Here is a 21,771-nt window from a genome sequence, read left to right as displayed (position 1 = left end):
ATTTTAAACGGTTTGCAGTTGACCTTTGTAGGATTTATATATTTCTTTAAAATGATCTTTGAAAAACTCAGGGTCAAAGTTGGCTTTAGGTAAGTTTTTTACAACAAAATCAAGATCTCGCTTTTCAGTGAGCCAATGATCTATTACTTCGTGACGCATACGTATACCAAAAGTGTTTATTCCCAGAAAATCGCCGGTTTCTGCATTGTAAGCGATGGTTATACATTTGGTATCATCTTTATGCTTCCAGTGAAAATGAGCCTCGTTTTCACGAAGTGTTTTAGTGCTGGAAACCCAGCCGTAGGTTTGATATTCTATATCAAAGAATTTTGCGCTGTTAAACCAATGTCCCGGTTTGTATTCAAATGGTTTTCCGCAAATGGTTTGAGCAAGTGTTTCACCCATCATTCTACCGGTGTACCAAACAGCTTCTACCGGTTTCCGCAAACCAATTGGTTCACGTTGCTGCGCACAATCACCAATCGCGTAAACATCAGTCACATTTGTTTCAAGCATGCGATTAACCAGAACACCTCTTTCTGTCTCAATACCTGAATCTTTTAGAAATGCAATATTTGGTTTTACTCCGGTCGCGATCCCTACCAATTGACATTCTATTTTTTCACCCGATTTTGTGCGTATTCCGGCTACTTTTCCGGTTCCATCGTCAAGTATTTCGTCAAGTTCGGTATTATGCCTTAGATCAATTCCGTGTGAAAGAATGTGGCGCGAAATCATTTCGGCTTCACCATTGGGTAAAACGCCAGACCAGAAAGCATGCTCACGCACCAGCATAGTAACTCCTATTTTACGAGTGTGCAGCATTTCGGCAAGCTCAACACCTATGAGTCCGCCCCCTATAATCACAGCATGTTTGCACACATCATTATTAGGTGCGTTTTTCTCTAGTTCTTCCAGATCCTGCTTTGTTACCAGACCTTGTACGCCTTTAAGATCAAGTCCAGGCCAGCCAAGACTTGCTGTCGTAGAACCTGTAGCAATGACGAGTTTGTCATATTTAAAAGTTTCGCCATGAGCGAAATAAAGCGTTTTTGCTGCAGTATGTACTTTTTGAACATAGGCATTTTTGAGTTCAATCCTGTTTTTCTCCCAGAACCAGTCTTCATAAGGCTTAATATCTTCCCAGCGCATGTGACCCATATAAACATACATAAGCGCCGTTCTCGAAAAAAAGTGATCACTTTCTGCCGAAATAATTGTTATGCGTTTATCTGAATTTTTACGAATGTGCCGGGCGAGCGTTACGCCAGAAATCCCGTTGCCAATGATGACGATATGCTCCATGTAGATAAAGTATGCGTATTAAGTCGCATTTAAAGTTAAGAACTTAAGAGAAGCCATCATTTAAATTAACTCTAAATATTGAATCTTGATTTGATTTATAATTCTAAAAATTACCATTCTTAGTCGTATTTTAGGCCGATGAAGCCGATTTTTAAGCCTTTTTGTGCGATTTTTTTAATGCTGTTTGCATGCGGTTGCATGACCAAGGTTCCCTTTAAAATTAAAGGAGTGAGTTACGTGGCCTCTCGTGATACTATCGTTCAGGAACACATTGATCCGCTATTGAAGTTGGGCGCGACGCATGCTGCTGTGATGCCTTTTGGTTTTATACGCAGTCTTGATCACCCTAAGTTAATGTACAACACAGACAGGCAGTGGTATGGTGAGACTTATGGTGGAGTTGAGAATTACGTTCAGGAATTGCATAAAAATAATATTGCAGTGATGATCAAGCCACAGATCTGGGTGTGGCGTGGTGAGTTTACCGGCGATATGTTGATGAAAAATGATGCCGACTGGAAAGAGCTTGAATCGTCGTACGAAGATTTTATTTTGCTTTACGTGAAACTGGCCGAAGAAAATCATGTTGAGCTGTTCTGCATTGGTACAGAACTTTACAACTTTGTCTACACGCGCCCTGCTTTCTGGGAGCAACTAATTAAAAAAGTACGAAAAGTATATTCCGGGAAGTTGACTTATGCTGAGAATTGGGACAAAGTAGATAAATTCCCATTCTGGGATGAGTTAGATTATATAGGCGTAGATGCGTATTTTCCGGTGGCTGAATCTAAAACGCCCACGGTTGCTGAGGCTAGAAAAGGCTGGACTCCTCATAAATCTATGCTAAAATCGCTTTCGCGGAAGCACGATAAACCCATACTTTTTACCGAATTTGGCTATAGAAGTGTCGATTTTGCAGGTAAAGAACCGTGGCAAAGTTTTAGGCAAGATGGTGGGACAAATCTGGAAGCGCAGGCAAATTTAATTGAAGCTCTTTTTGATGAATTTTGGGATGAAACCTGGTTTGCCGGTGGCTTTGTTTGGAAATGGCATCACGATCACTTAAATGCGGGCGGTGAATTAAATAATAGATTTACACCTCAAAATAAGCCCGTAGAAACGTACTTGCGCATGCGATATAAGGACACATTAGTGCCTTAGCTCTTTCGATTTTAAGATATTAAAGATTTGTGAATTAATAGATGTTTGGGAATAGAGCGCTTTAGCTCTTTGTAATTTGCTTCAAAATCTAACACAAAATTTATGTCAATTCTTACAATTATACTTTCAATATTACTGCCTCCCGTTGCTGTTGCTTTAAAGCATGGTATTTCAGGAGCGCTATTTATCAATATTTTGCTTACACTTTTAGGATGGTTACCAGGTGTGGTTCATGCCTTCTATGTAAATAGTAAGTAATTATTTATCAGTTAAGATTTCAACCTGATTAGATGGTGTAGTTTGTACTTTACTTCTTTTCAGGTTTTTGCAATAATAGCTGAACAGTTCATTAGGACTCGCACCCATCCATTTTTTTACGTATATCATCCAGAAATGATATTGAACGTACCATATCCCATTATTATCATATAATCTAGAGGATGAAATGATCCATTGTGGTATAACAACAAACTGCTTGCGAGCGAAAAGTTCATTTATCAGGATATTGTCTTCATAAATGATGTAACTTTCATCATAACCACCTATTTCATTAAATAGATCTTTGGTTATGAACTGACTCTGATCACCGCCTCTGCATGCACGCCAGTTGAATTGAGTTAACCAACCAGCCAACTTTAACCACCAGTGATTGCTGTTAAATTTCATACGGAAACAACCCGCAGCATTACCCTTGTTTACCTCTTCAATTATATACCTATCATAATCCTGTGGTGGGAAAGAATCTGCATGCAAAAAATAAAGAATTGAGCCTGAAGCTTCTTTTGCTCCGGTATTCATTTGTTTTGCCCGCCCTTTTGCAGATGAGACCAGCGTAAGATTAAGGTAAGGATAGTTTTTTGATAATCTATAGGCGATGTTTTGAGTGCCATCAATACTGCCGCCATCAACTAATACAACTTCAGACAGGTTTGAATTGTCTGAAGTTTTTGCTGATAAATGAGAGATCAATCTTGGCAGATTCTCCGCCTCATTCAGTACGGGTACGATAATGCTAATCATAAACTAAACATACAAATATTTCTGTTTTCCGCTGTGGCGAACTTTTACTGTTTGTTTAGATTCCAGTTATAATCTTTGTATTGCAACCTAGTACCGCTTTTAATTTTGGTATTAGAATATTGGTTTATAAAATCTACAACAGTAGGAGTTTTATCGGTTTTAAAGTCTTTTGCGTACCAGTCAAAAATGGAAGAAACTTTAGGATTGCTTGCGCTAATATCGTTCTTGTCAGAATTGATAAACTCTTTAGTCACCATATCCAGTTGCTCATTAATTTTAGCAGCTGTATAGGCTTCATTAAGCAATTTAGGGCATGAAACAGATGCGCAGTTAATAGCGAAATGTATTCTGGGTTCGTTCATTTTTCGCAGGATTCCGTTTTCTAATCCGCCTAAAGAAAGTTCGCGATTATTTATAGGAATAAAACCTTTAGTGAAAGCACCTTTTATATCTTTTATACTTTTAGTCGGGTAGTTATCGAGTATTAATTTTACTGTGTTTGCGTTGTATAAATTGATGTAGTAGGCTAGAAGCTCTTGTACAGACCAATCATTATCAGGATCGAGAGAAGTTAATTTGTTGAGGTATTTATCTAGAGCGACACGATCATTTTTAAATCCTTCATAATCTACATAACCGGTATTGTTAACGTGCTTTTGAAGTAAATCTGTCCACTCACTATGATCAATATTTATTGCAGAATTTGCCGTCGTTGAGGTTAACTGGGTTTCTACAGATTTTGTAGGTTGCCCCTGACTGCTAACACCAGCTGCAGACAAAAGATTACAGCTTTGTAAGTTGCATGCTATTATTGAAAAGAATAAAATTTTAGCTGAAAGTTTCATTTATTGTAGTTTTTTAAAAGGTAAGGCCTTTCGCTATAATAAGCTTTTGCCTTAACATCCTGAACGCTAAATTTTAGCGTTTTTAGATTATTGTTCTTCAATGTATCTACGAAACAAAAAGGCCAGCCGGATTTACCGCAGGCCCGATATAACAAAATATTAATCGTTTTACAGATTTTAAAATCTCTTATTTCTTAGAGTTTTTTGATCAATTCTGTAAAAAGTGTGATCATATTAGGCTCAGCTTTAGCGGCGTTTGCCATAATATCATTGATGTCTACCGGTTCCAGATTATTGGGATCACATTCATCTGTAAGAACAGAAACCGCTGCAACGGGTAAACCTAAGTGATTTGCCACGATAACCTCCGGCACTGTACTCATACCTACAGCATCTGCGCCTATAACTTTTAGGTAACGATATTCTGCGCGTGTTTCCAGTTGCGGTCCTACAACAGAAGCATAAACTCCTTCATGAAGTTGTATGTCATTACTTTTTGCCACATCTCTTATGATCTGTGACATCTCTTTATCATAAGGACTGCTCATATCAACAAAGCGAGTGCCCATTTTCTCAACACCTCTAAAAGCAAGTGGCGAACTTCCCTGAAGATTTATGTGATCTTCAATAAGCATGATCTCTCCTTTTTTAAAATCAAGATTAATTGCTCCTGCTGCATTAGAAACCAGTAATTTTTTAATTCCTAATTCATGCATCACACGCACAGGATAACTTACATCGCGCAATGTGTAACCTTCATAAATATGAAAACGACCTTGCATGACCACGACTTTCTTGCCGCCCAGCGTCCCATAAATTAATTTCCCTTTGTGAAATTCTACCGTTGCTGTAGGGAAATTAGGGATGTGATTATAACTAACGGTACTTATAATTTCCAGTTTGTCTACAAGCTGGCCAAGACCTGTACCCAGAATTATTCCTATTTCTGGGGCTTCAAAACCTCTTTCTCTAATAAATGCTGCCGATTCTTCTATGTATTTCTTCATTGAATTAAATGCTTTGGAAGGAATTTTTTAAACGCTTCAATGTCTTTGATATCTTCATAATAATCTACATCGTTGCGCAACTCCAGTTGTTTTATATTTTCATTCTTAAGATCTTCTAAAGTTTCAGCAAGAACGGTATCTGTGCCCCACTTTTTATTTAGAAAAACAGATGAATTTAAGAATTTCATTCCGAATAAATAATAGCCGCCGTCTTCTGCGGGACCTATAACAGAATCATGATTTCCTAATTCTTTAAAAGCCAGTTCAATATCTTGCTGCGTAAGGTCATACATATCACTTCCTATTATGATCACTTTTTCAAAACCCGCATCAAAAGCTTGTTTAAAAGCATGATTCATTCGCAAGCCTAGATCTTCTCCCTGTTGTTGCTTTTTGGTGTAAACTTTAGAATCCCAAATATCATTTTCCCGCACTTTTACCGAATAATAAACCTGCTTATCAACTTCAAGATCTTTGGTGATCGCGACTGTATGCTGAAGTAAAAATTTATAAATCTCAAGAGCGCTTTCATCACCGGTTGTCGCAGCCAGACGTGTTTTGCACTTGCCCAATTCCGGGTTGCGTGTAAAAATTATAAGCAGTGAATCTGTTGAATGGTTTACCATAAGATCTAATAAACTTTAGTTCTGGTTTCCAGATATTTTCCCCAATGTCTGGCAAAAATATGAACTCGTTCGGTTTTGTTGCCGGTGCTGTCAATCACAGGAAACCCGGCGTCTTTCCAGGCAAAAATACCACCGTACAGATTATTTATAGGGGCAAAATTCATTTTCTCCATTTTTTTGCCAAAATCCTCACTACGTATGCCCACAGTGCAATAAACTATTATTGGCTGATTTTTGTTAGAAATAAGCGATTTTAGCTGGTTTTCATGGGTTTTTTCGCCAACCCAGATTGCTCCCGGAATATGACTTACATCAAATTCTTCCCGTTTTCTGGTGTCAAGAATGAGATATTTATCAGGTTGCATTCTTAATTCCTGAACAGAAATATAAGGCACGCTTCTGGTGTTGTAGTGGCTTAAAAGTACGTCTATAGATTTTTGGGCAAATACATTTATAGAAAGTATAAAGAAGCAAAATAAAAGTAATAATCTCATAATTATAATTGAATTCCAAAACCTTGTAAACCGCTCTCAAAAGCCGGTAAAATCTCTGTATTATCCCAGATTCCGGTAATTAATGTACGTGCATACTCCTGCGGAAGGTTTTCCTTTTTCATAAGATTGCTGGCCAGCCCATGATTATAATGCATGGCGTGATGGGTCAATTCAAAATTGTTTGTGCTGTCATCAAGAATTGCATACCAAACGCTCGAAGTACCATCATTTGCCGGCATACCTATCACACCGGGATTAAGCCATAAATTCTCATTTCGCTTTTGCGAAAATGGAAGTCCGCAATGACCGGCGATAATCACATCACTTTTAGTCTCTTCAAAGTTGGGAGCTTTCACTTCCCAGGGAGTTGATTTGAAGATAAACTCAGAAATATTAAAGTAAGAACCATGAACGATCGTCACCTTTTTGCCGGAATATTCAAACTCGATATGATCTGGAAGCGTCTGTAAAAAATTCAGCGAACTTTTACTGAGTTTGCTTTGCGCGAAAGGATACCAAAGTTGTGAGAAACCGTCGCAGCGTGAACCTTTTCTAAAGTCACAACCACAATCTTCTGCGCCTTCCCGCAATTGTATTTCCACATTGCCCGCAATACTTCTCACTCCCCAGATTTTAAAAAGTTGAACGGTTTCTTCCGGCTGAGCGCAGTAGCCCACAATATCTCCCGTAGAGAGGCAATTTTCGGGTAAAATGCCTAGATTTTCGGCTATATTTTTTAGTTTTTCCAGCGCTTGTAAATTGCTGTAAACGCCGCCAAAAAGTAAAACCTTGCCAGAAAGGTGTCCTATATTTTCTATTTTTTTATCCATGTAGGTATCAGGTATAAAATTATGCAACTGGCAATTCCCCATACATTAACCCAGAGCAGATCTGCATATTTTCCTTCGGTGTAAATAAGATTTTTTGGAAATATTTCAAAAACGAGCAAGAAGCCAAAAACGAGTCCGCAAATAACGCTCAAATAAAAACTGCTTTTGGGAGCAGGCTTTCGCCAAAATAAAAACACAGGCGTTAAACCAATAACCATCGTTCCTGAAATAGTCGTGGCTGAAAGAATTTCCACATCAGAAAACGCCGGAATTGTGCCTAAAATCGCCAATAATGCCATAGAAAGCCGCCCAAACGTGAGGTTTTTACTCAGTTTTAAATCTATCGCAAGCAGTTTTGAAAAGGAAGAAAAAGTAGAATCAAGCGTTGAAGCCGCTGAGGTTATCATAATAAAGTTGATTACCAGAAGTACTATAATACCAAAAGCTTTTCCCACTTCTACGGCTGCCTGACCGTTCATGCCCTGACTTTTTGCATAGACGCCAATCAAGCTGAAAAGCACAATGCACAAACCGCCTAAAACACTTGCCCAAAGAAAACTTTTGAGAGTAACCTTAGGCGAACTTATAAATCCGCGATCTGTCAATACAGGATCATGAAAAGGGTAACTGAAAGACTGAAGCAGCGCAGCGAGAAATAAATTTACGCCCAACTCCCAACTCCACGTTCCCGAAGTCACAGCTTCTGCAGGTGTAAAGTGACCGGTTGAAAAAATATTCCATAAAATGACGATTAGCAGGACAGCAAATAATCCCATCTGAATCATATCTGTAAAAATCGAACTGCTTAACCCGCCTTTTAAAGTATAGGCCAAAGTGAGCAGCGTAAAAACTAAAATTGAGCTGTAAAAGGGCATCGTTCCGCGATCACCAAAATATGTCCCTATAACTAAGGTGTTACTCCAGACTTCATTAAATAAACGTATCGCAATAAGAACAGAAAATAGCGCCATCGCGCCGCGACCAAATCTGCTGGTAAGAAATTCATGAATACTTTTAAAACCGCCATGTTTTCGCATTTGGTAAATCAAGACCCCTGCAACGGCAAATGAAAGATAATAACCAGCGTAAGCGACACCGCCTACAATCCCAAAATCAAGACCAAGATTTGCGGCATTTGTAATGCTTTTTGCAAAAATCCAAGAGATAATTAAACTCCCGGTAAGCATAAAAGCATTGGGCGCTTTTTTGTTGTGTTCAGCTTTAAAAAATTCTGATGTTGTTTTTGCTAATGGCGAAAGGAAAAACAAGATCAAACTAGATCCTATTACCAATATCCATTGCCAGATTTGTATGCTCATTAGTTAGTTTTTGCTGTTTTTTACCCGATTTTTAATTGTCCCACCACACTTTTGCGTCCAGGCTATTTCCGTTTGTAGCTTCTGCTGCTGTTGAGTAATTTTCAGCATTCAAAGCTTCTTCTTCTGCAGGATATGGCAAACGCACAGGGATTAATCCATTATTTAAACTTGCTGAAACAGGTTTTAATTCCGGGAAACCGGTGCGGCGATATTCTACCCAGCCTTCATAACCGTTTATGATATTTGCAATCCATTTTTGCGTAAGAATTTGCTGAATGGGAGTTGTTCCCAGCGCATCAAAAGCCGCCGAACTACTCAAATAATCTGATGGCAAAGGCGTTTGCCAATATTCAAAAGCGAGATTTACTCCTGTCTCATATAAACTCTGTGCGTCTGCGGTTATTAAGCCACGTTCTGCAGCTTCGGCCAGATTAAATGAAGTTTCCCAGGCGGTTAGGAAATTGGCATTAAGATCTGCTGTATTTTCTCTAAAAATCGTTCCGGAAAGGGAATAATTAGAGGGTTCAATAGAAGTTTGCGAAGCATCAATTCCGTTTATTAGTCCGTTAAATTCTCCCGAAGTTGAATTTGCAAAAGGCCGAAAGAAAACCGCGATGCGATCATCATTTAATCCCAGCATTATATCTTCCATAGTTTCTGAAAGCACAAAATTATTAAAGTCGCCAGCTCTCAATTGTGCTAGTCGAAAACTGTTAGGCGCAGTAGCTGTAAAATCAAAAGTGGCATTTTCGGCATTTGTTTTAAAATAATCTCCTTCGGCATAAACCGCTTGTAAATCTGCCGCAACATCAACTTTCGCAGAAATGCGCAGCAGGTGTTTTATTTTAAGCGAATTGGCAAATTTTACCCAGTTATCCAGATTTCCATTAAAAAGAATATCACCTTCAAGAGCGACAACGCCCTGATACGCTTTAATCGCGGCGATACCTTTATTTAGGTTATCAATAATTCCGCCTTCGGCGAGATAAATATCTTCCTGCGCATCATATTTAGGAGTAACCGTTCCATCAATCCCGTTAAAAGCTTCAGAGTAAGGAACGTCGCCAAAAAGATCTGTCAACGCTGCGCTCATATATGCTTTTAAAATAAGTGCCGGGCCTTTATAAACCGCAAAAGTCTCGACGGTTTGCGACTGATTTAATAAAATATCATTATCTCTTAAATTGGTATAAATAATGGGCCAGGGATTTCCGCCAAGTTGCGGGGATTTTAGCGCGTGACGGTCAAATAAATTAAAGTCGAGAGCGGTGCGATGCTGAGATAGAAGATCGCCGGCCACAAAACCTTCGTAGCTCATTTGCTCGCCAAAATCATAAATTACCTGTCTAAGCAAAAGGCTGGGTTGTACGGTTACGGGATCGTTTGTGTTTGTATTTATTTCTTCAAAATCTTTTGTACAGGAAGTGAGCAAAAGACTGCCAAAAATCAGGCTAAAAAGTATGTTTTTCATGGTTTTTTGCTTAAAAATTAAAACTGGCTTTTAGCCCAAAACTGCGGCTTGTAGCATAACTCATATCTTCTACACCGCTTACAAAACCTTCGCCCTGCACAGCAAGTTGCTCCGGGTCAAAATGCGGATTTTCGGTTATTGCGAAGAGGTTTTTGCCTATTAAAGCGAGATTTAAGTCCAAACCTTCTTTAAGACCGAGAAAGCCATTGTCAAAATTAAAAGTGTAGCCTATTGAGAACTGTCGCAACTTTAAATAGGAAGCGTCATAAATATTATTTTCCTCGTGATTACGGTCGTAAAACTGCCGGTAATAACTCTCTGCAGAAACAGTCGTGGTGTTGGGTTGATATTGCGGATTTTCTGCTGTTCCCACATTTACAACGCCTGGCGGTACGATACCTTCTTCGGGGCGATAACCGGTTTCGGCTAATTGACCGCCTACAGTTCCTAAAGCTCGCGTGCGCGAAACGATTTCTCCTCCCTGACGCCAGTCAAATAAAAAGTTTAGCGACCAGTTTTTGTAAGTGAAATCATTATTAAACCCAAGCATAAAATCTGGCGTGTAGTTTCCTATTTTCTTCAGATTATTATCTGCGATGTAACGGCCGTTTTCGTCAAGTATAAAATCTCCGTTTTCATTTTTGGTGTAACCGGTTCCATAAATATCGCCTACGCGACCACCTTCTTCTACCTGAAACCAAACCGTCTGGTCTGCGCTGTCATAAATTCGGCTGAAAGCCAAAGTTAACCGGCCATCAGATTGCGGTAAATCTTCAACTCTCGAAATATTTGTGCTGAAATTAAATGTGCTGTTCCACTTAAAATCTGAAGTTATAATCGGAATAATCCCTGCGACAATCTCAACACCTTTTGTGCGCACAGAACCGCCATTAACAACCTGCTGATTGTAGCCCGAAGAAATTGCGATAGGCAGCGAAATAATCTGATCTTTTGTAAGCGAATTATAATAAGTGAAATCCAGATTTAATCGGTCTTTAAAAAACCGGAGATCTGCGCCAACTTCATACGAAGTGGTTTTTTCAGGTTTAAGATTTGCATTCGGAATAAAATTCTGAGCACTAAATGTTGGCGCTCCATAAACCGAAGTCTGCGAAACAAAAGCTCCAGAAGTCTGGTACGGATTTGTATCGTTACCTACCTGCGCAACGCTGGCGCGCAATTTCGCAAAAGAAAATATTTCAGGAAGCTGCGTGACTTCAGATAAAATAAAACTGGCAGATGACGAAGGATAAAAGAAAGAAGTGCCATTAACCGAAAAAGGCGTTGCCAGCGCGCTAGACCAGTCATTACGACCGGTTATATCAAGAAAAAGAAAATCCTGATAACCCAGTTTTGCAATCCCGTAAAAGGAATTTATGCGTTTTACAGATTCAAACTGAAAAACCTCAACAGGAGAAGCCGCGTTATTCAAATTGTAAATTCCCGGTTGCGCAAGATTAACGGTTTGTGATTGTTGCGTAGATGCTTTTTGATCAAGTCGGTTTCCACCAAGTGAAACATCAAGGCTGAAATCATTAAATGTATTGTTGTAATTCAGCAGGAAATCTGTGTTTATTTCGCGATAAAAAACATTGTGTTCGGCATAACCTCCATTTTTAAATCGGTTAGAACTGTAGGCTCTGCGCAATTGTCTTTTTTCGTTTGAATAATCCATTCCCGTGCGCAAATTCAGGCTGATGTGATCTGTTATTTGCTGGTTTACAGCGATATTTCCAAAAACCCGATCGCGCACAAAAGAATTTCGATTTTCATACATTGTAAAAAACGGATTATCAAAATAGGTGTAATTAAAAGAATAATGCTGTACACCTTCAAGACCCGGCTGCCAGTAGTCGCGCAGACTATCCATATTTAAAGAGCGCGGTCCCCAGGCGACCAAAGCGTAATTTACATTCTCACTACCGTAACCATTAGCAGGGCGATTATCGCTTGAAGAATTTACATAACTCACAGAAGCTGTAAAAGTGGTTTTGTCTGTAGGTTTAAAGTTGAGTTTTGTCGCCACGGTTTGCCGGTCAAGATTTACACCGGGAATTATAGACTCGCTGCGTAAATCTGTAAAGGAAAGTCTGTAATTGCCTTTATCAAAACCGCTGGAAATTGAGACGTTATTTATAGTTGTAACCCCGGTTTTATAAAAATCTTTCAGATTATTAGGATGTGATTGAAAAAGAGTTGGAGTAATGGGCAAACCGCTGTAAAGTGAAGTATCACCTCCGCGCACAACGCTTCCATCTGCTAAAGTAACCGGACTGTCAAATTGTGGAATCAGGTTTCCCGCATCAAGTTCTGGCCCCCAGGAATAACTTATAAGATCATTTGTGCCGCCACCAAGACCATTTACAAATTCAAACTCACCAGAATTTCCCTGTCCATATTTATTCTGAAATTCAGGAAGTTTAAAAGGTGTATCAACAAAAACCGAAGTATTTATGCTTATTCCCAGTCCTTTTGTTTTGCTACCGTCTTTAGTCTCAATAATTATGACTCCGTTTGAAGCGCGAGTACCATAAAGCGCTGCGGCGCTGGGACCTTTTAAAACACTAACCGATTTAATATCATCAGGATTAACTTCCATCGCGCCATTACCAAAATCAATTTCCTGAAAACCGGCAGCGGCTTCGTTTGTGAAATTGAAAATTGTATTGTTGTTTATAGGAACGCCATCTACAACAAAAAGCGGATTATTATTTGAAAAAGAAGCTTCGCCACGAATGGTGATTTTTGCAGAAGAACCAACTCCCGTTGCTCCCTGCGAAATGGTGACGCCGGCAAGTTTCCCTGAAAGGTTATCAAGAAAATTAACCGATTTCACTTCGGCAACCTCATCTGCCTGAATGGTTTGTACGGGATAACCCAGTTCTTTGGTTTCGCGTTTAAGTCCGAGCGCGGTTACTACAACCTCATCCAGATTTGTGGTAGATTCCTGAAGCGTAATATTTATAGTTGACTGATTATCTACAGCTACAATTTGGGAAATAAAACCAATTGCAGAAAAGCGGAGTTGCGCATTTTTCTGGTCGATTTTTAGGTTGAAAAATCCGTTTTCATCAGTGATTGTGGCGTTTTTTGTATTGATTTCTACCACATTTACAAAAGGAATTGTGGTGCCGTCAAGCGCAGAGGTTACCGTTCCCGTTACAGTAGTTTGGGCGTAGCTAAATGCGCAAAGCATCAGCATTATACCAAGGTAAATTTGCTTCATTCAAAGTTAGTTAGTAATGTAAAAGATTGCTTTGATTTTAGTTGGCTGAAGACTTCAAAGCGCGTTGATTTTGGTTTGATCTAATGAAGCAAAACGGGAGAACCTTTATTAAAAGGAATAAGAAATTGTGTGTCAAAAACCTGCTCAAAAGTGGCAAAAAATCGCCTTTTTGGAGCTAAAATCAGCGAAAGTAACAGAGAAATCAGCCTAAGATTAAGGCTTTTTCCGGATTTTAAAACAGTAAAAATATCTGAAGAACTATCAATATCTGCGAGGACGTTGAGCTTTATGATCTGAATGTTTTTCGCCTCAGCGAGATCACTTATATATTGTGTTAACCGGCGTGTTTTCCACGGAAGTGCAATAAAAACTTCAGCATTAAAATGTGATTTTCTTAAACCCATTAAGTAAAAACCACCATCGCGCGACGGCCCCAGAACAACGGGAGCGGTTTTTAATTTTTCGGCGGTAAGTTTAAGTTGGCGGGTTTTTAAATGCGGAGTATCGTTACCTATAGTTATGATGTTATCATAACCTTTATCGTAAACAGCTTGAATTGCATTTGCAAAGCGATGGCCAAAATCATCCCCGGTTTGTTCTTTTTCGGTGAAAACAAAATATGGGAGTCCGCTGCGTTTTACTTTATCAATCGTTTGTTTGTTGAGTTCGCTAAAAAGCAAATCAGCTTTTAGAAACTTCTTTTGAGAAGCTTCGTGCTTAGCCGAATGGGCAAAAACGAGTATTGCAGTGTTAGACTGACTCATAAATTAGGCAACAGAACCCTGGCAACTACTTCCGGCACCGGCAGTACAGCCGTAGCAATGTTGTGAAATGATAATATTGCGATCGTTTAAAATATCTTCGTTATAATCTGAAACGTGTTTTACTTTGCTGGCAACCTTAAGGCCAAGCATCTGGTTAAAATCACAGTCATACAACCAGCCATCCCAGCTTATTGAAATTGTGTTTGTACACATAACATTTTCAACAGCCGCAGGATTGTAAGCTTCTACAAGTTGATACATGTAATCTTCATAATTTTCTGAAGCGATGAGGTAATCAAGAAATCTGGAAATAGGAAGATTCGTAATTGCAAAAAGATTGTGAAAGTTGATGCTGAAATCTTCTAGCAAAGCCTTTTTAAAATCTCTTTCCATACCCGCCTGATCACTTGGCAGAAATGCTCCGCTTGGGTTATAAACCAGATCAAGTCTTAAGTCACTTCCCGGCATACCGTAACCTACCGCGTTAAGTTCCTGAAGCGCTTTTATTGAAAGGTCAAAAACACCTTCACCACGTTGTTTGTCGGTTTTGCCACGCGTCCAGTGCGGCATAGAACTCACCACATGAACATTATATTTTTTAAAGAACTCAGGTAAATCGTAATATTTTTTGTTAGCACGAATTATGGTAAGATTACTTCTTACTATAAAATCTTTAATTCCGGCTTTACTCGCTTCTTCAACAAACCATCTAAAGTCAGGATTCATTTCTGGTGCGCCGCCGGTAAGATCTAGCGTGTGCGCTCCTGTATTACTTATAATGTCAAGACATTGCTGCATGGTCTCGCGCGTCATGATCTCTTTACGATCTGGCCCGGCATCTACGTGACAATGTGCGCAAACCTGATTGCACATGTAACCTACATTTATTTGCAGGATCTCAAGCTTTTTGGGCCGCAAAGGAAACTGGTTTGTTTCTTTAATTTTTTTAGAGAAAGTAGGTAACTCGCCATTGGCAAATATTCCGTTTGAAAGAACTTCTAGTTGCCGGTTAGCATTTGCGAGTTCATTTTCTCTTTTTTTAAGCGACTTAGTTAGCATTAATAAATGGTCTTGAAAAATTAAAAATTGAAGTTTAGGCTAAAAGATAAGAACTACATTTCAAGTTTGTTCACTTTGTTCATCATCATCGTAGCATGTACGAGGGTTGCACCGCTTTTTATAGCTGCACCTACGTGCACGGCTTCCATCATTTCTTCTTTAGTAACTCCGCGCTGCAGGGTGTCTTTAGTATAAGCATCAATACAATAGGGGCATTGTTCTGTGTGGGCCACGGCAAGAGCGATCAATGCTTTTTCACGAGCAGTTAGAGCACCTTCTTCAAAAACCTTTCCGTAGTAATCAAAAAATTTAGTCCCCAGCTCCTCGCTCCATTCTGTGATTTTTCCAAATTTTCTAAGATCTGCGGGGTCGTAATACGAATTTGCCATTTTTAAAGATATGTTTAAAATTTCTTCTAAATATATAGGTTAATCGTCATTCTGCGCAATTACTTACGGCAAAACCCAAAATATGGTTTTAAAAGAATGCTATTTTAAATTGGGTCTTGATTAGAATTAAACCGCTATACGTATATTTAAACAATACTAAAAAAATACAGCATTGAGACAAGAATATTTTGGTAAGACCAAAGACAATAAAGAAGTAACTAAATTCATTTTAGGTGATGAATCTGGCATTGAGGTTCATATTATTAATTACGGTGCTACAATTCAAAAATTAATTGTACCAGATCACGACGGGAAACGTATAGATATTGTTTTAGGTTTTGATATTTTGAGACAATATGAGGGCGATCACCCATTCTTTTGCTGCTTTGTGGGCCGCAATGCGAACAGAATAGGCAAAGGCCAAATAAAAATATCGGGTAAAACCATTCAATTATCGACTAATGAGGGCAAAAATCAGCTGCATTCCGGCTATCACGGCCTTAATGATAAAGTGTTGGATTATGAGATTGATGGCGAAAAGTTAACTCTAAAAGTCACCAGCCCAGACGGTGAAGAAGGTTTCCCCGGCAAGGTTGAGGTTGCAACCACTTTTCAAATTGTAGATAACAGTCTGGTGATGGATTATACCGCCACTACAGATAAAACTACAGTTGTAAACCTCACGCGTCATGAATATTTCAATCTCGCTCAGGGCGAAAGCAGTAACATTCTAAATCATAAGGTGAGTATAGACGCAGATCATTATTTGCCTAAAGATAATGCGGGTTTGCCTACCGGCGAAATAGCCACAGTTGAGGGTACACCTTTTGACGTGCGTAAATTAATCACAGTAGGAGATAGTGCCAAACAAATTGAAGGCGGCTATGATCATAATTTTGTACTTAACGAAAGAAGTGAGGATACACCGGCAGCAGTTGTAATTTCGCCAAAAGGCAATTTAAAGATGGAGGTGTTTTGTACACAGCCGGGTATTCAGTTTTTTAGTGCACAGCCCATAGGCGGTTATGAAGGTAAATACGGAAATATAGAAAAGCCATCACCCGGTTTATGCCTCGAGCCACAGCATTTTCCTGATACTCCTAATCACGATAATTTCCCTTCAACCATTCTTGAACCTTCTGAGCGGTACCATCATAAATTAATTTATAAGTTTTCCTGATGGAAAAAAAATATGTCATAGCATTTGATCAGGGAACTACCAGTACACGGGCGATTCTTTTTGATAAGTTGGGTGAGATAGTAGCTGTTTCACAAAAAGAATTAACGCAGTATTATCCACAATCAGGCTGGGTAGAGCATGATCCTATTGAGATATACAATGATCAAAAATGGACATTTGAAAATGTGCTTGAGAAAGCTAATATTCCTCTCGAAGAAATTGCAGGCATAGGTATTACAAACCAGCGGGAGACCACCGTTGTGTGGGATAAAAATACAGGAGAACCAGTCTATAAGGCGATCGTTTGGCTTGATAAAAGAACAGAATATATTTGTGAAGAGTTGCGTGAAAAGGGACTTGCACGATATATTGCCCAAAACACAGGTCTTATAATAGATAGCTACTTTTCTGCAACTAAGATCAAATGGATTCTCGATAATGTTGAAGGAATTAGAGAAAGAGCCGAAAATGGCGAATTACTTTTTGGCACCATAGACACCTGGCTTATTTATAAGTTCACCGGCAAGCATGTGACAGATCATACCAATGCCTGCCGTACGATGTTGTATAATATAAATACGTTGCAATGGGATGAAGAATTGCTAGAGGCAATGCAAATCCCGGTTATGATGTTACCCAGAATTCAGCCTTCTGCGTCAGATTTTGGGGCTGTAAAATACAATGATTTTGAAATCCCAATTTATGGTGTTGCAGGTGATCAACAAGCGTCACTTTTTGGCCAGGGAGGTCATAAATCTGGTATGGCAAAAAACACATACGGCACAGGTTGTTTTATGCTGCTTAATACCGGCAAAAAACCCTATTTCTCAAAAAACGGCTTATTAACCACTTTGTGCTGCACGCTTGAAGAAGAGAAGATAAAATATGCTTTAGAAGGAAGTGTATTTGTGGGTGGAGCATCTATACAATGGTTGCGCGATAGTCTTCATTTAATAGAAGAAGCATCAGAAACTGAGGCTATTTGTGAAAGTATTCCGCCTTTAAAAGACCTGTATGTCGTGCCAGCTTTTTCCGGTTTGGGAGCGCCGCACTGGGATGGTAATGCAAAGGGGAGTATACAAGGATTAACCTTTAATACAGGTAGAAAGGAAATTGTAAAAGCTACAGTAGAAGCGCTGGCTTATCAGGTGAGTGATGTGATAGAAGCCATGATAGAAGATAGTGGTAAGCAAATGAAATCGCTGAAAGTTGATGGTGGTGCTTGTGCTAATAATTACCTCATGCAATTTCAGGCAGATATTTTAGGTGCTGAAGTTGACAGACCTAAAATGCTTGAAGCAACAGCATTGGGAGCCGCTTTTCTCGCAGGTATAAAAGCGGGGATGTGGACGAAAAAAGATATTGCGAAATTGCGAAGCGTAGACCGCATTTTTGAACCAAAAATCTCCTTTCACGAGCGTAAAATCAGGAAAAATGGATGGGAAAACGCTGTTTTGCGCACAAAATCGGGTTATGCAGAAAAGCTTGAGAAAGAGAAATCGCCTCTACGGTTTAGCATAGCAGATAGAAAACGCACCCTAAAGAAAGCTAAAACTCAAAAATTTGATCTTGTAATTATAGGTGGCGGCGTTACCGGTGCGGGTATAGCGCTTGATGCCGTATCACGAGGGATGAGTGTGTGCCTTATTGAGAAAAATGATTTCGCTTCAGGCACAAGTAATAAGTCTACTAAATTAGTGCATGGCGGTTTACGCTATCTTAAACAGTTAGAAATAGGTCTGGTAAAAGAATCTGGTACAGAGCGTGCGATTGTTCATAAACTAGCGCCGCATCTTGTAGTGCCAGAGAAAATGCTGCTTCCGCTTATAGAAGGTGGTCAATATGGTAAATTTCTCACTTCAGTTGGTTTAAAGGTTTATGATCTGCTTGCCAGTGTAGAAGGCGATGATCGCAGGAGAATGCTCACAAAAGAGGAAACTTTGGCCCTCGAGCCAATGCTTGATGAAAAAAGCCTTTTAGGTGGTGGTTACTATGCTGAGTATAGAACAGACGATGCAAGACTTACAATTGAGCTTTTGAAAAAAGCAGCCGACTTTGGTGCGATTTGTCTCAATTATTGCCAGATGGAAGATTTTGTATACGACCAGAAAGGTAAGATCACAAGTTTGCGTTGCAGAGACCATAACTCGGGCAAAATTCTTGAGATCGAGGCTCGCGCATTTGTATCTGCTACGGGACCGTGGGTTGACACGTTGCGTAAGAAAGATGAATCTATGAACAATAAACACCTGCATTTAACAAAAGGTGTTCATCTTGTTTTCCCTAAAGAAAAGCTGCCCGTACATCAATCTTTATATTTTGATGTGCCAGACGGGAGAATGATTTTTGCTATTCCGCGAGGAAGAATTACGTATGTGGGTACGACAGATACAAATTACTCTGGCAATCTGGATAGAGTAGTTGCCACAAAAGATGATATAAATTACTTACTTGAAGCGGTAAATCACACTTTTCCGCACTTAAAATTAACTGAAGCTGATATTGAATCGAGCTGGGCAGGTTTAAGACCTTTGATTCATGAAGAAGAGAAAGATCCTTCAGAGCTTTCGCGAAAGGATGAGACATTTGTTAGCACCAGTGGACTTATCTCTATTGCCGGCGGTAAACTTACTGGCTACCGCAAAATGGCACAGCGTGTGAATGAAACTGTTCTAAAACAACTCAAAGAAAAATACGCCGAAAAGTTTGACCCACCTCGAACAGAACATATCGCACTAACTTCATATGCTTTAAGAGATACAAAAGAAGTACAGAAGTATGAAAAACAACTTGTACGTGATCTTGAAAATCTCAACATATTTGATGCTACTTATAAAGGATGGTACCTAACTGCAACATATGGCAAGCAAGCTGAAATTATAAAACGCAAGATCAACTATTTTCTCAATCCTGATGTCAATGACAGGTTGATAAGAGCAGAATTATGGTACAGTGTATATCACGAAATGACAAATAGCCTTGCCGACTTTTTTGTAAGACGTACCGGGCGACTTTATTTTAATGTTGAGAGTATACATCAATATCGGGATTTAGTTCTCAATGATCTAATTAATTATTTAGACTGGGATGAGAACAGAGTTAATTTTGAAAATGAAAAGTTGAACGAACTAATATTTGATGCTACTCACTTTTATAAAGAAGAGCTGAGTTAATTAAAATATGACGTTATATTTACTTACATACCACGAATAAGCGTTATTTTTACGTTTATTATTTTAATCGCCAAAATTTAAGATATGGAGAAAGGTTTTTTAATTGATATGGATGGTGTTATCTACAGCGGGAATGATCTCATTCCTGGTGCAGATACATTTATCAAGACGCTACAGGATAGGGATATTCCTTTTTTGTTTATGACTAATAACAGTCAGCGCAGTCCCTTAGATGTAGTTAATAAACTTACCCCTATGGGCATTCATATCAAAGAAGAAAATGTATATACCAGCGCAATGGCTACAGGATGGTTCTTAGGGTTTACAAAACCTCATGGTACAGCGTATGTTTTAGGAGAAGGTGGTTTGTTAACCAGTTTACACCAAAATGGATATTCGCTGGTCACTCAGGATCCTGATTATGTGGTTATAGGTGAAGGCCGAAATTTCACACTTGAAATGGCAAATAATGCTGTAGATATGGTATTGGGCGGTGCTAAATTAATAGCGACTAATCTCGATCCTTCTCCTATGAAAAAAGGATGGGCAAATCTGGGCATAAAAGCAATCGTAAAGATGGTTGAAGAAGCAACCGGTAAAAAAGCATTTTCGGTAGGAAAACCAAGTCCGGTGATGATGCGGGCAGCAAGAAAGAAACTGGGTTTAATGACAGACCAGACGATTGTTATAGGTGATACGATGGACACTGATATACTGGGAGGCATACAAATGGGTTATAAAACAATACTCACGCTTTCTGGTGTTTCAAAAAAAGAAAATTTAATAGATTATGCCTACGGTCCTGATATGATCATAGATTCTCTGCAGAATTTTGACCTGGATAAAGCATTAGAAACCCTTTCAGATACAGAATAAATAAATGAAAATATTAGTTACCGGAGGGCTGGGATACATAGGCTCACATACAGTCGTTGAACTTCAGAATGAAGGTTTTGAGGTAGTAGTAATAGACAATCTTTCTAATTCATCTGTTGAGGTTTTAGATGGTATTAAGGCGATAACCGGCATAAAACCGGAGTTTTTTGAAATTGATCTGCGAGATAAGTTGGCAGTTATTGATTTTTTCAAAACAAATAATGACGTAAGCGGTGTTATTCATTTCGCAGCTTCAAAAGCGGTAGGTGAGAGCGTAAAAGAACCACTTTTATATTATGAAAATAATCTGGGAACTTTAGTTTACATCCTTCAGGCGTTAGCACAAAAACCAGAAAGTCATTTTATCTTCAGTTCGTCATGTACGGTTTACGGCCAGGCAGATGAACTTCCTATCACAGAAAATGCCCCGGTCAAATCAGCTGAATCTCCTTACGGAAATACAAAACAAATAGGAGAGGAGATTATTAAAGATACCTGCAAAGTAACCCAAGGGCTAAATGCGATCGCTTTACGTTACTTTAATCCTATAGGTGCACACGAGAGTGCAGCCATAGGAGAGCTTCCTTTAGGAGTGCCACAAAACTTAGTTCCTTTTATCACCCAGACAGCGGTAGGTTTACGTGATGAACTTTCAGTTTTTGGGGATGATTATCCTACAGAAGACGGCACTTGCGTACGAGATTACATTCATGTGGTTGATCTTGCAAAAGCGCATGTGATTGCGCTAAAACGGCTTATAGAGCGCAAAAATCGGTCTAATTACGAGATTTTCAACATAGGTACAGGAACAGGAAGTTCTGTGCTTGAGGTTATAAATTCTTTTGAAAAAGTGTCAAGAACAAAACTGCCTTATAAAATTGTAGACCGTCGAGAAGGCGATGTTGTTGCAGCCTATGCAGATACTACAAAAGCTAATCAGGAATTAGGATGGAAAGCAGAACGCTCGCTTGATGATGCACTTTCTTCTGCCTGGAAGTGGGAGCAGAAAGTAAGATCGTAGCGGTT

The 21,771-nt window shown here is 39.2% G+C and carries 19 protein-coding genes; 6 read left to right on the top strand and 13 right to left on the bottom strand.

The window, feature by feature from the left end; all coding sequences use genetic code 11:
- Positions 1-3: 3 nt before the first annotated feature.
- A complete protein-coding gene (locus ACH3PA_RS04535; protein ID WP_416448440.1) occupies positions 4-1,305 on the bottom strand; it encodes an NAD(P)/FAD-dependent oxidoreductase in 1,302 nt (433 codons plus the stop codon).
- Between the two features lie 228 nt (positions 1,306-1,533).
- Between ACH3PA_RS04535 and ACH3PA_RS04530 the strand changes: the two genes are divergently transcribed.
- Both ACH3PA_RS04530 and ACH3PA_RS04525 read left to right on the top strand, forming a co-directional pair.
- Positions 1,534-2,466 carry a glycoside hydrolase family 113 gene (locus ACH3PA_RS04530; protein WP_416448439.1) on the top strand — a complete coding sequence of 311 codons (933 nt, stop codon included), beginning with the start codon at positions 1,534-1,536 and terminating at the stop codon, positions 2,464-2,466.
- Positions 2,467-2,568: 102 nt separating this feature from the next.
- Positions 2,569-2,724 carry a YqaE/Pmp3 family membrane protein gene (locus ACH3PA_RS04525; protein ID WP_416439919.1) on the top strand — a complete coding sequence of 52 codons (156 nt, stop codon included), beginning with the start codon at positions 2,569-2,571 and terminating at the stop codon, positions 2,722-2,724.
- Here the strand turns inward: ACH3PA_RS04525 and ACH3PA_RS04520 are convergent, their stop codons facing one another.
- The 12 genes from ACH3PA_RS04520 to ACH3PA_RS04465 all read right to left on the bottom strand — a co-directional run bounded on the left by ACH3PA_RS04520 (position 2,725) and on the right by ACH3PA_RS04465 (position 15,516).
- The gene (locus tag ACH3PA_RS04520) at positions 2,725-3,486 is read right to left on the bottom strand and encodes a TIGR04283 family arsenosugar biosynthesis glycosyltransferase (RefSeq protein WP_416439921.1); all 762 of its coding nucleotides are present in this window, start codon (positions 3,484-3,486) and stop codon (positions 2,725-2,727) included.
- A 44-nt stretch (positions 3,487-3,530) separates the two neighbouring features.
- The gene (locus tag ACH3PA_RS04515) at positions 3,531-4,331 is read right to left on the bottom strand and encodes a DUF547 domain-containing protein (RefSeq protein ID WP_416439923.1); all 801 of its coding nucleotides are present in this window, start codon (positions 4,329-4,331) and stop codon (positions 3,531-3,533) included.
- Between the two features lie 194 nt (positions 4,332-4,525).
- The gene (locus ACH3PA_RS04510) at positions 4,526-5,338 is read right to left on the bottom strand and encodes a purine-nucleoside phosphorylase (protein ID WP_416439925.1); all 813 of its coding nucleotides are present in this window, start codon (positions 5,336-5,338) and stop codon (positions 4,526-4,528) included.
- Positions 5,335-5,964 (bottom strand): TIGR04282 family arsenosugar biosynthesis glycosyltransferase, encoded by a 630-nt coding sequence (locus tag ACH3PA_RS04505; RefSeq protein ID WP_416439927.1) that lies wholly within the window; start codon positions 5,962-5,964, stop codon positions 5,335-5,337. The genes ACH3PA_RS04510 and ACH3PA_RS04505 overlap by 4 nt, the downstream gene beginning before the upstream one ends.
- 5 nt (positions 5,965-5,969) lie before the next feature.
- Positions 5,970-6,458, bottom strand: coding sequence for a rhodanese-like domain-containing protein (locus tag ACH3PA_RS04500; protein WP_416439929.1), 489 nt, complete (start codon positions 6,456-6,458; stop codon positions 5,970-5,972).
- Between the two features lie 2 nt (positions 6,459-6,460).
- Entirely contained in the window at positions 6,461-7,288 is an 828-nt protein-coding gene (locus ACH3PA_RS04495) for a metallophosphoesterase family protein (RefSeq protein ID WP_416439931.1), read from the bottom strand.
- On the bottom strand, positions 7,273-8,607 hold the full coding sequence (locus tag ACH3PA_RS04490) for a sodium:solute symporter (RefSeq protein WP_416439933.1): 1,335 nt from the start codon (positions 8,605-8,607) through the stop codon (positions 7,273-7,275). The genes ACH3PA_RS04495 and ACH3PA_RS04490 overlap by 16 nt, the downstream gene beginning before the upstream one ends.
- Before the next feature lie 31 nt (positions 8,608-8,638).
- Complete coding sequence (locus tag ACH3PA_RS04485) at positions 8,639-10,078, bottom strand: SusD/RagB family nutrient-binding outer membrane lipoprotein (RefSeq protein ID WP_416439935.1); 1,440 nt, start codon at positions 10,076-10,078, stop codon at positions 8,639-8,641.
- Positions 10,079-10,088: 10 nt separating this feature from the next.
- A complete protein-coding gene (locus ACH3PA_RS04480; protein ID WP_416448438.1) occupies positions 10,089-13,304 on the bottom strand; it encodes a SusC/RagA family TonB-linked outer membrane protein in 3,216 nt (1,071 codons plus the stop codon).
- 80 nt (positions 13,305-13,384) lie between these two features.
- Positions 13,385-14,068, bottom strand: coding sequence for a TIGR04282 family arsenosugar biosynthesis glycosyltransferase (locus tag ACH3PA_RS04475; RefSeq protein WP_416439939.1), 684 nt, complete (start codon positions 14,066-14,068; stop codon positions 13,385-13,387).
- 3 nt (positions 14,069-14,071) lie between these two features.
- Positions 14,072-15,127 (bottom strand): arsenosugar biosynthesis radical SAM (seleno)protein ArsS, encoded by a 1,056-nt coding sequence (gene arsS / locus ACH3PA_RS04470; protein WP_416439941.1) that lies wholly within the window; start codon positions 15,125-15,127, stop codon positions 14,072-14,074.
- 53 nt (positions 15,128-15,180) lie between these two features.
- Complete coding sequence (locus ACH3PA_RS04465) at positions 15,181-15,516, bottom strand: arsenosugar biosynthesis-associated peroxidase-like protein (RefSeq protein WP_416439943.1); 336 nt, start codon at positions 15,514-15,516, stop codon at positions 15,181-15,183.
- A gap of 172 nt (positions 15,517-15,688) precedes the next feature.
- On the opposite strand from ACH3PA_RS04465, the gene ACH3PA_RS04460 reads away from it, so the two are divergent.
- The 4 genes from ACH3PA_RS04460 (at position 15,689) to galE (ending at position 21,766) form a co-directional block, all read left to right on the top strand.
- Positions 15,689-16,696: an aldose epimerase family protein gene (locus ACH3PA_RS04460; RefSeq protein WP_416439945.1), complete on the top strand. Its 1,008-nt coding sequence runs from the start codon at positions 15,689-15,691 to the stop codon at positions 16,694-16,696.
- Entirely contained in the window at positions 16,696-19,869 is a 3,174-nt protein-coding gene (glpK, locus tag ACH3PA_RS04455; RefSeq protein WP_416439947.1) for a glycerol kinase GlpK, read from the top strand. Before ACH3PA_RS04460 ends, glpK begins: the two co-directional genes overlap by 1 nt.
- Before the next feature lie 84 nt (positions 19,870-19,953).
- Entirely contained in the window at positions 19,954-20,745 is a 792-nt protein-coding gene (locus tag ACH3PA_RS04450) for an HAD-IIA family hydrolase (protein WP_416439949.1), read from the top strand.
- A gap of 4 nt (positions 20,746-20,749) precedes the next feature.
- Positions 20,750-21,766 (top strand): UDP-glucose 4-epimerase GalE, encoded by a 1,017-nt coding sequence (gene galE / locus ACH3PA_RS04445; protein WP_416439951.1) that lies wholly within the window; start codon positions 20,750-20,752, stop codon positions 21,764-21,766.
- The last annotated feature ends 5 nt before the right edge of the window (positions 21,767-21,771 follow it).

Source organism: Leeuwenhoekiella sp. A2, from assembly GCF_047946655.1.
Lineage (GTDB): Bacteria > Bacteroidota > Bacteroidia > Flavobacteriales > Flavobacteriaceae > Leeuwenhoekiella.
Note: the sequence above shows the minus strand (reverse complement) of the source record. Positions and strands in the feature narration are given on the sequence as shown.

What these genes read in the sequence shown, in the direction of transcription:
- ACH3PA_RS04510 (WP_416439925.1), bottom strand. Translation starts at nt 5,338, where the DNA reads ATGAAGAAATACATAGAAGAATCGGCAGCATTTATTAGAGAAAGAGGT.
- arsS (WP_416439941.1), bottom strand. Translation starts at nt 15,127, where the DNA reads ATGCTAACTAAGTCGCTTAAAAAAAGAGAAAATGAACTCGCAAATGCT.
- glpK (WP_416439947.1), top strand. Translation starts at nt 16,696, where the DNA reads ATGGAAAAAAAATATGTCATAGCATTTGATCAGGGAACTACCAGTACA.
- ACH3PA_RS04495 (WP_416439931.1), bottom strand. Translation starts at nt 7,288, where the DNA reads ATGGATAAAAAAATAGAAAATATAGGACACCTTTCTGGCAAGGTTTTA.
- ACH3PA_RS04505 (WP_416439927.1), bottom strand. Translation starts at nt 5,964, where the DNA reads ATGGTAAACCATTCAACAGATTCACTGCTTATAATTTTTACACGCAAC.
- ACH3PA_RS04485 (WP_416439935.1), bottom strand. Translation starts at nt 10,078, where the DNA reads ATGAAAAACATACTTTTTAGCCTGATTTTTGGCAGTCTTTTGCTCACT.
- ACH3PA_RS04465 (WP_416439943.1), bottom strand. Translation starts at nt 15,516, where the DNA reads ATGGCAAATTCGTATTACGACCCCGCAGATCTTAGAAAATTTGGAAAA.
- galE (WP_416439951.1), top strand. Translation starts at nt 20,750, where the DNA reads ATGAAAATATTAGTTACCGGAGGGCTGGGATACATAGGCTCACATACA.
- ACH3PA_RS04515 (WP_416439923.1), bottom strand. Translation starts at nt 4,331, where the DNA reads ATGAAACTTTCAGCTAAAATTTTATTCTTTTCAATAATAGCATGCAAC.
- ACH3PA_RS04480 (WP_416448438.1), bottom strand. Translation starts at nt 13,304, where the DNA reads ATGAAGCAAATTTACCTTGGTATAATGCTGATGCTTTGCGCATTTAGC.
- ACH3PA_RS04520 (WP_416439921.1), bottom strand. Translation starts at nt 3,486, where the DNA reads ATGATTAGCATTATCGTACCCGTACTGAATGAGGCGGAGAATCTGCCA.
- ACH3PA_RS04500 (WP_416439929.1), bottom strand. Translation starts at nt 6,458, where the DNA reads ATGAGATTATTACTTTTATTTTGCTTCTTTATACTTTCTATAAATGTA.
- ACH3PA_RS04490 (WP_416439933.1), bottom strand. Translation starts at nt 8,607, where the DNA reads ATGAGCATACAAATCTGGCAATGGATATTGGTAATAGGATCTAGTTTG.
- ACH3PA_RS04475 (WP_416439939.1), bottom strand. Translation starts at nt 14,068, where the DNA reads ATGAGTCAGTCTAACACTGCAATACTCGTTTTTGCCCATTCGGCTAAG.
- ACH3PA_RS04525 (WP_416439919.1), top strand. Translation starts at nt 2,569, where the DNA reads ATGTCAATTCTTACAATTATACTTTCAATATTACTGCCTCCCGTTGCT.
- ACH3PA_RS04535 (WP_416448440.1), bottom strand. Translation starts at nt 1,305, where the DNA reads ATGGAGCATATCGTCATCATTGGCAACGGGATTTCTGGCGTAACGCTC.
- ACH3PA_RS04450 (WP_416439949.1), top strand. Translation starts at nt 19,954, where the DNA reads ATGGAGAAAGGTTTTTTAATTGATATGGATGGTGTTATCTACAGCGGG.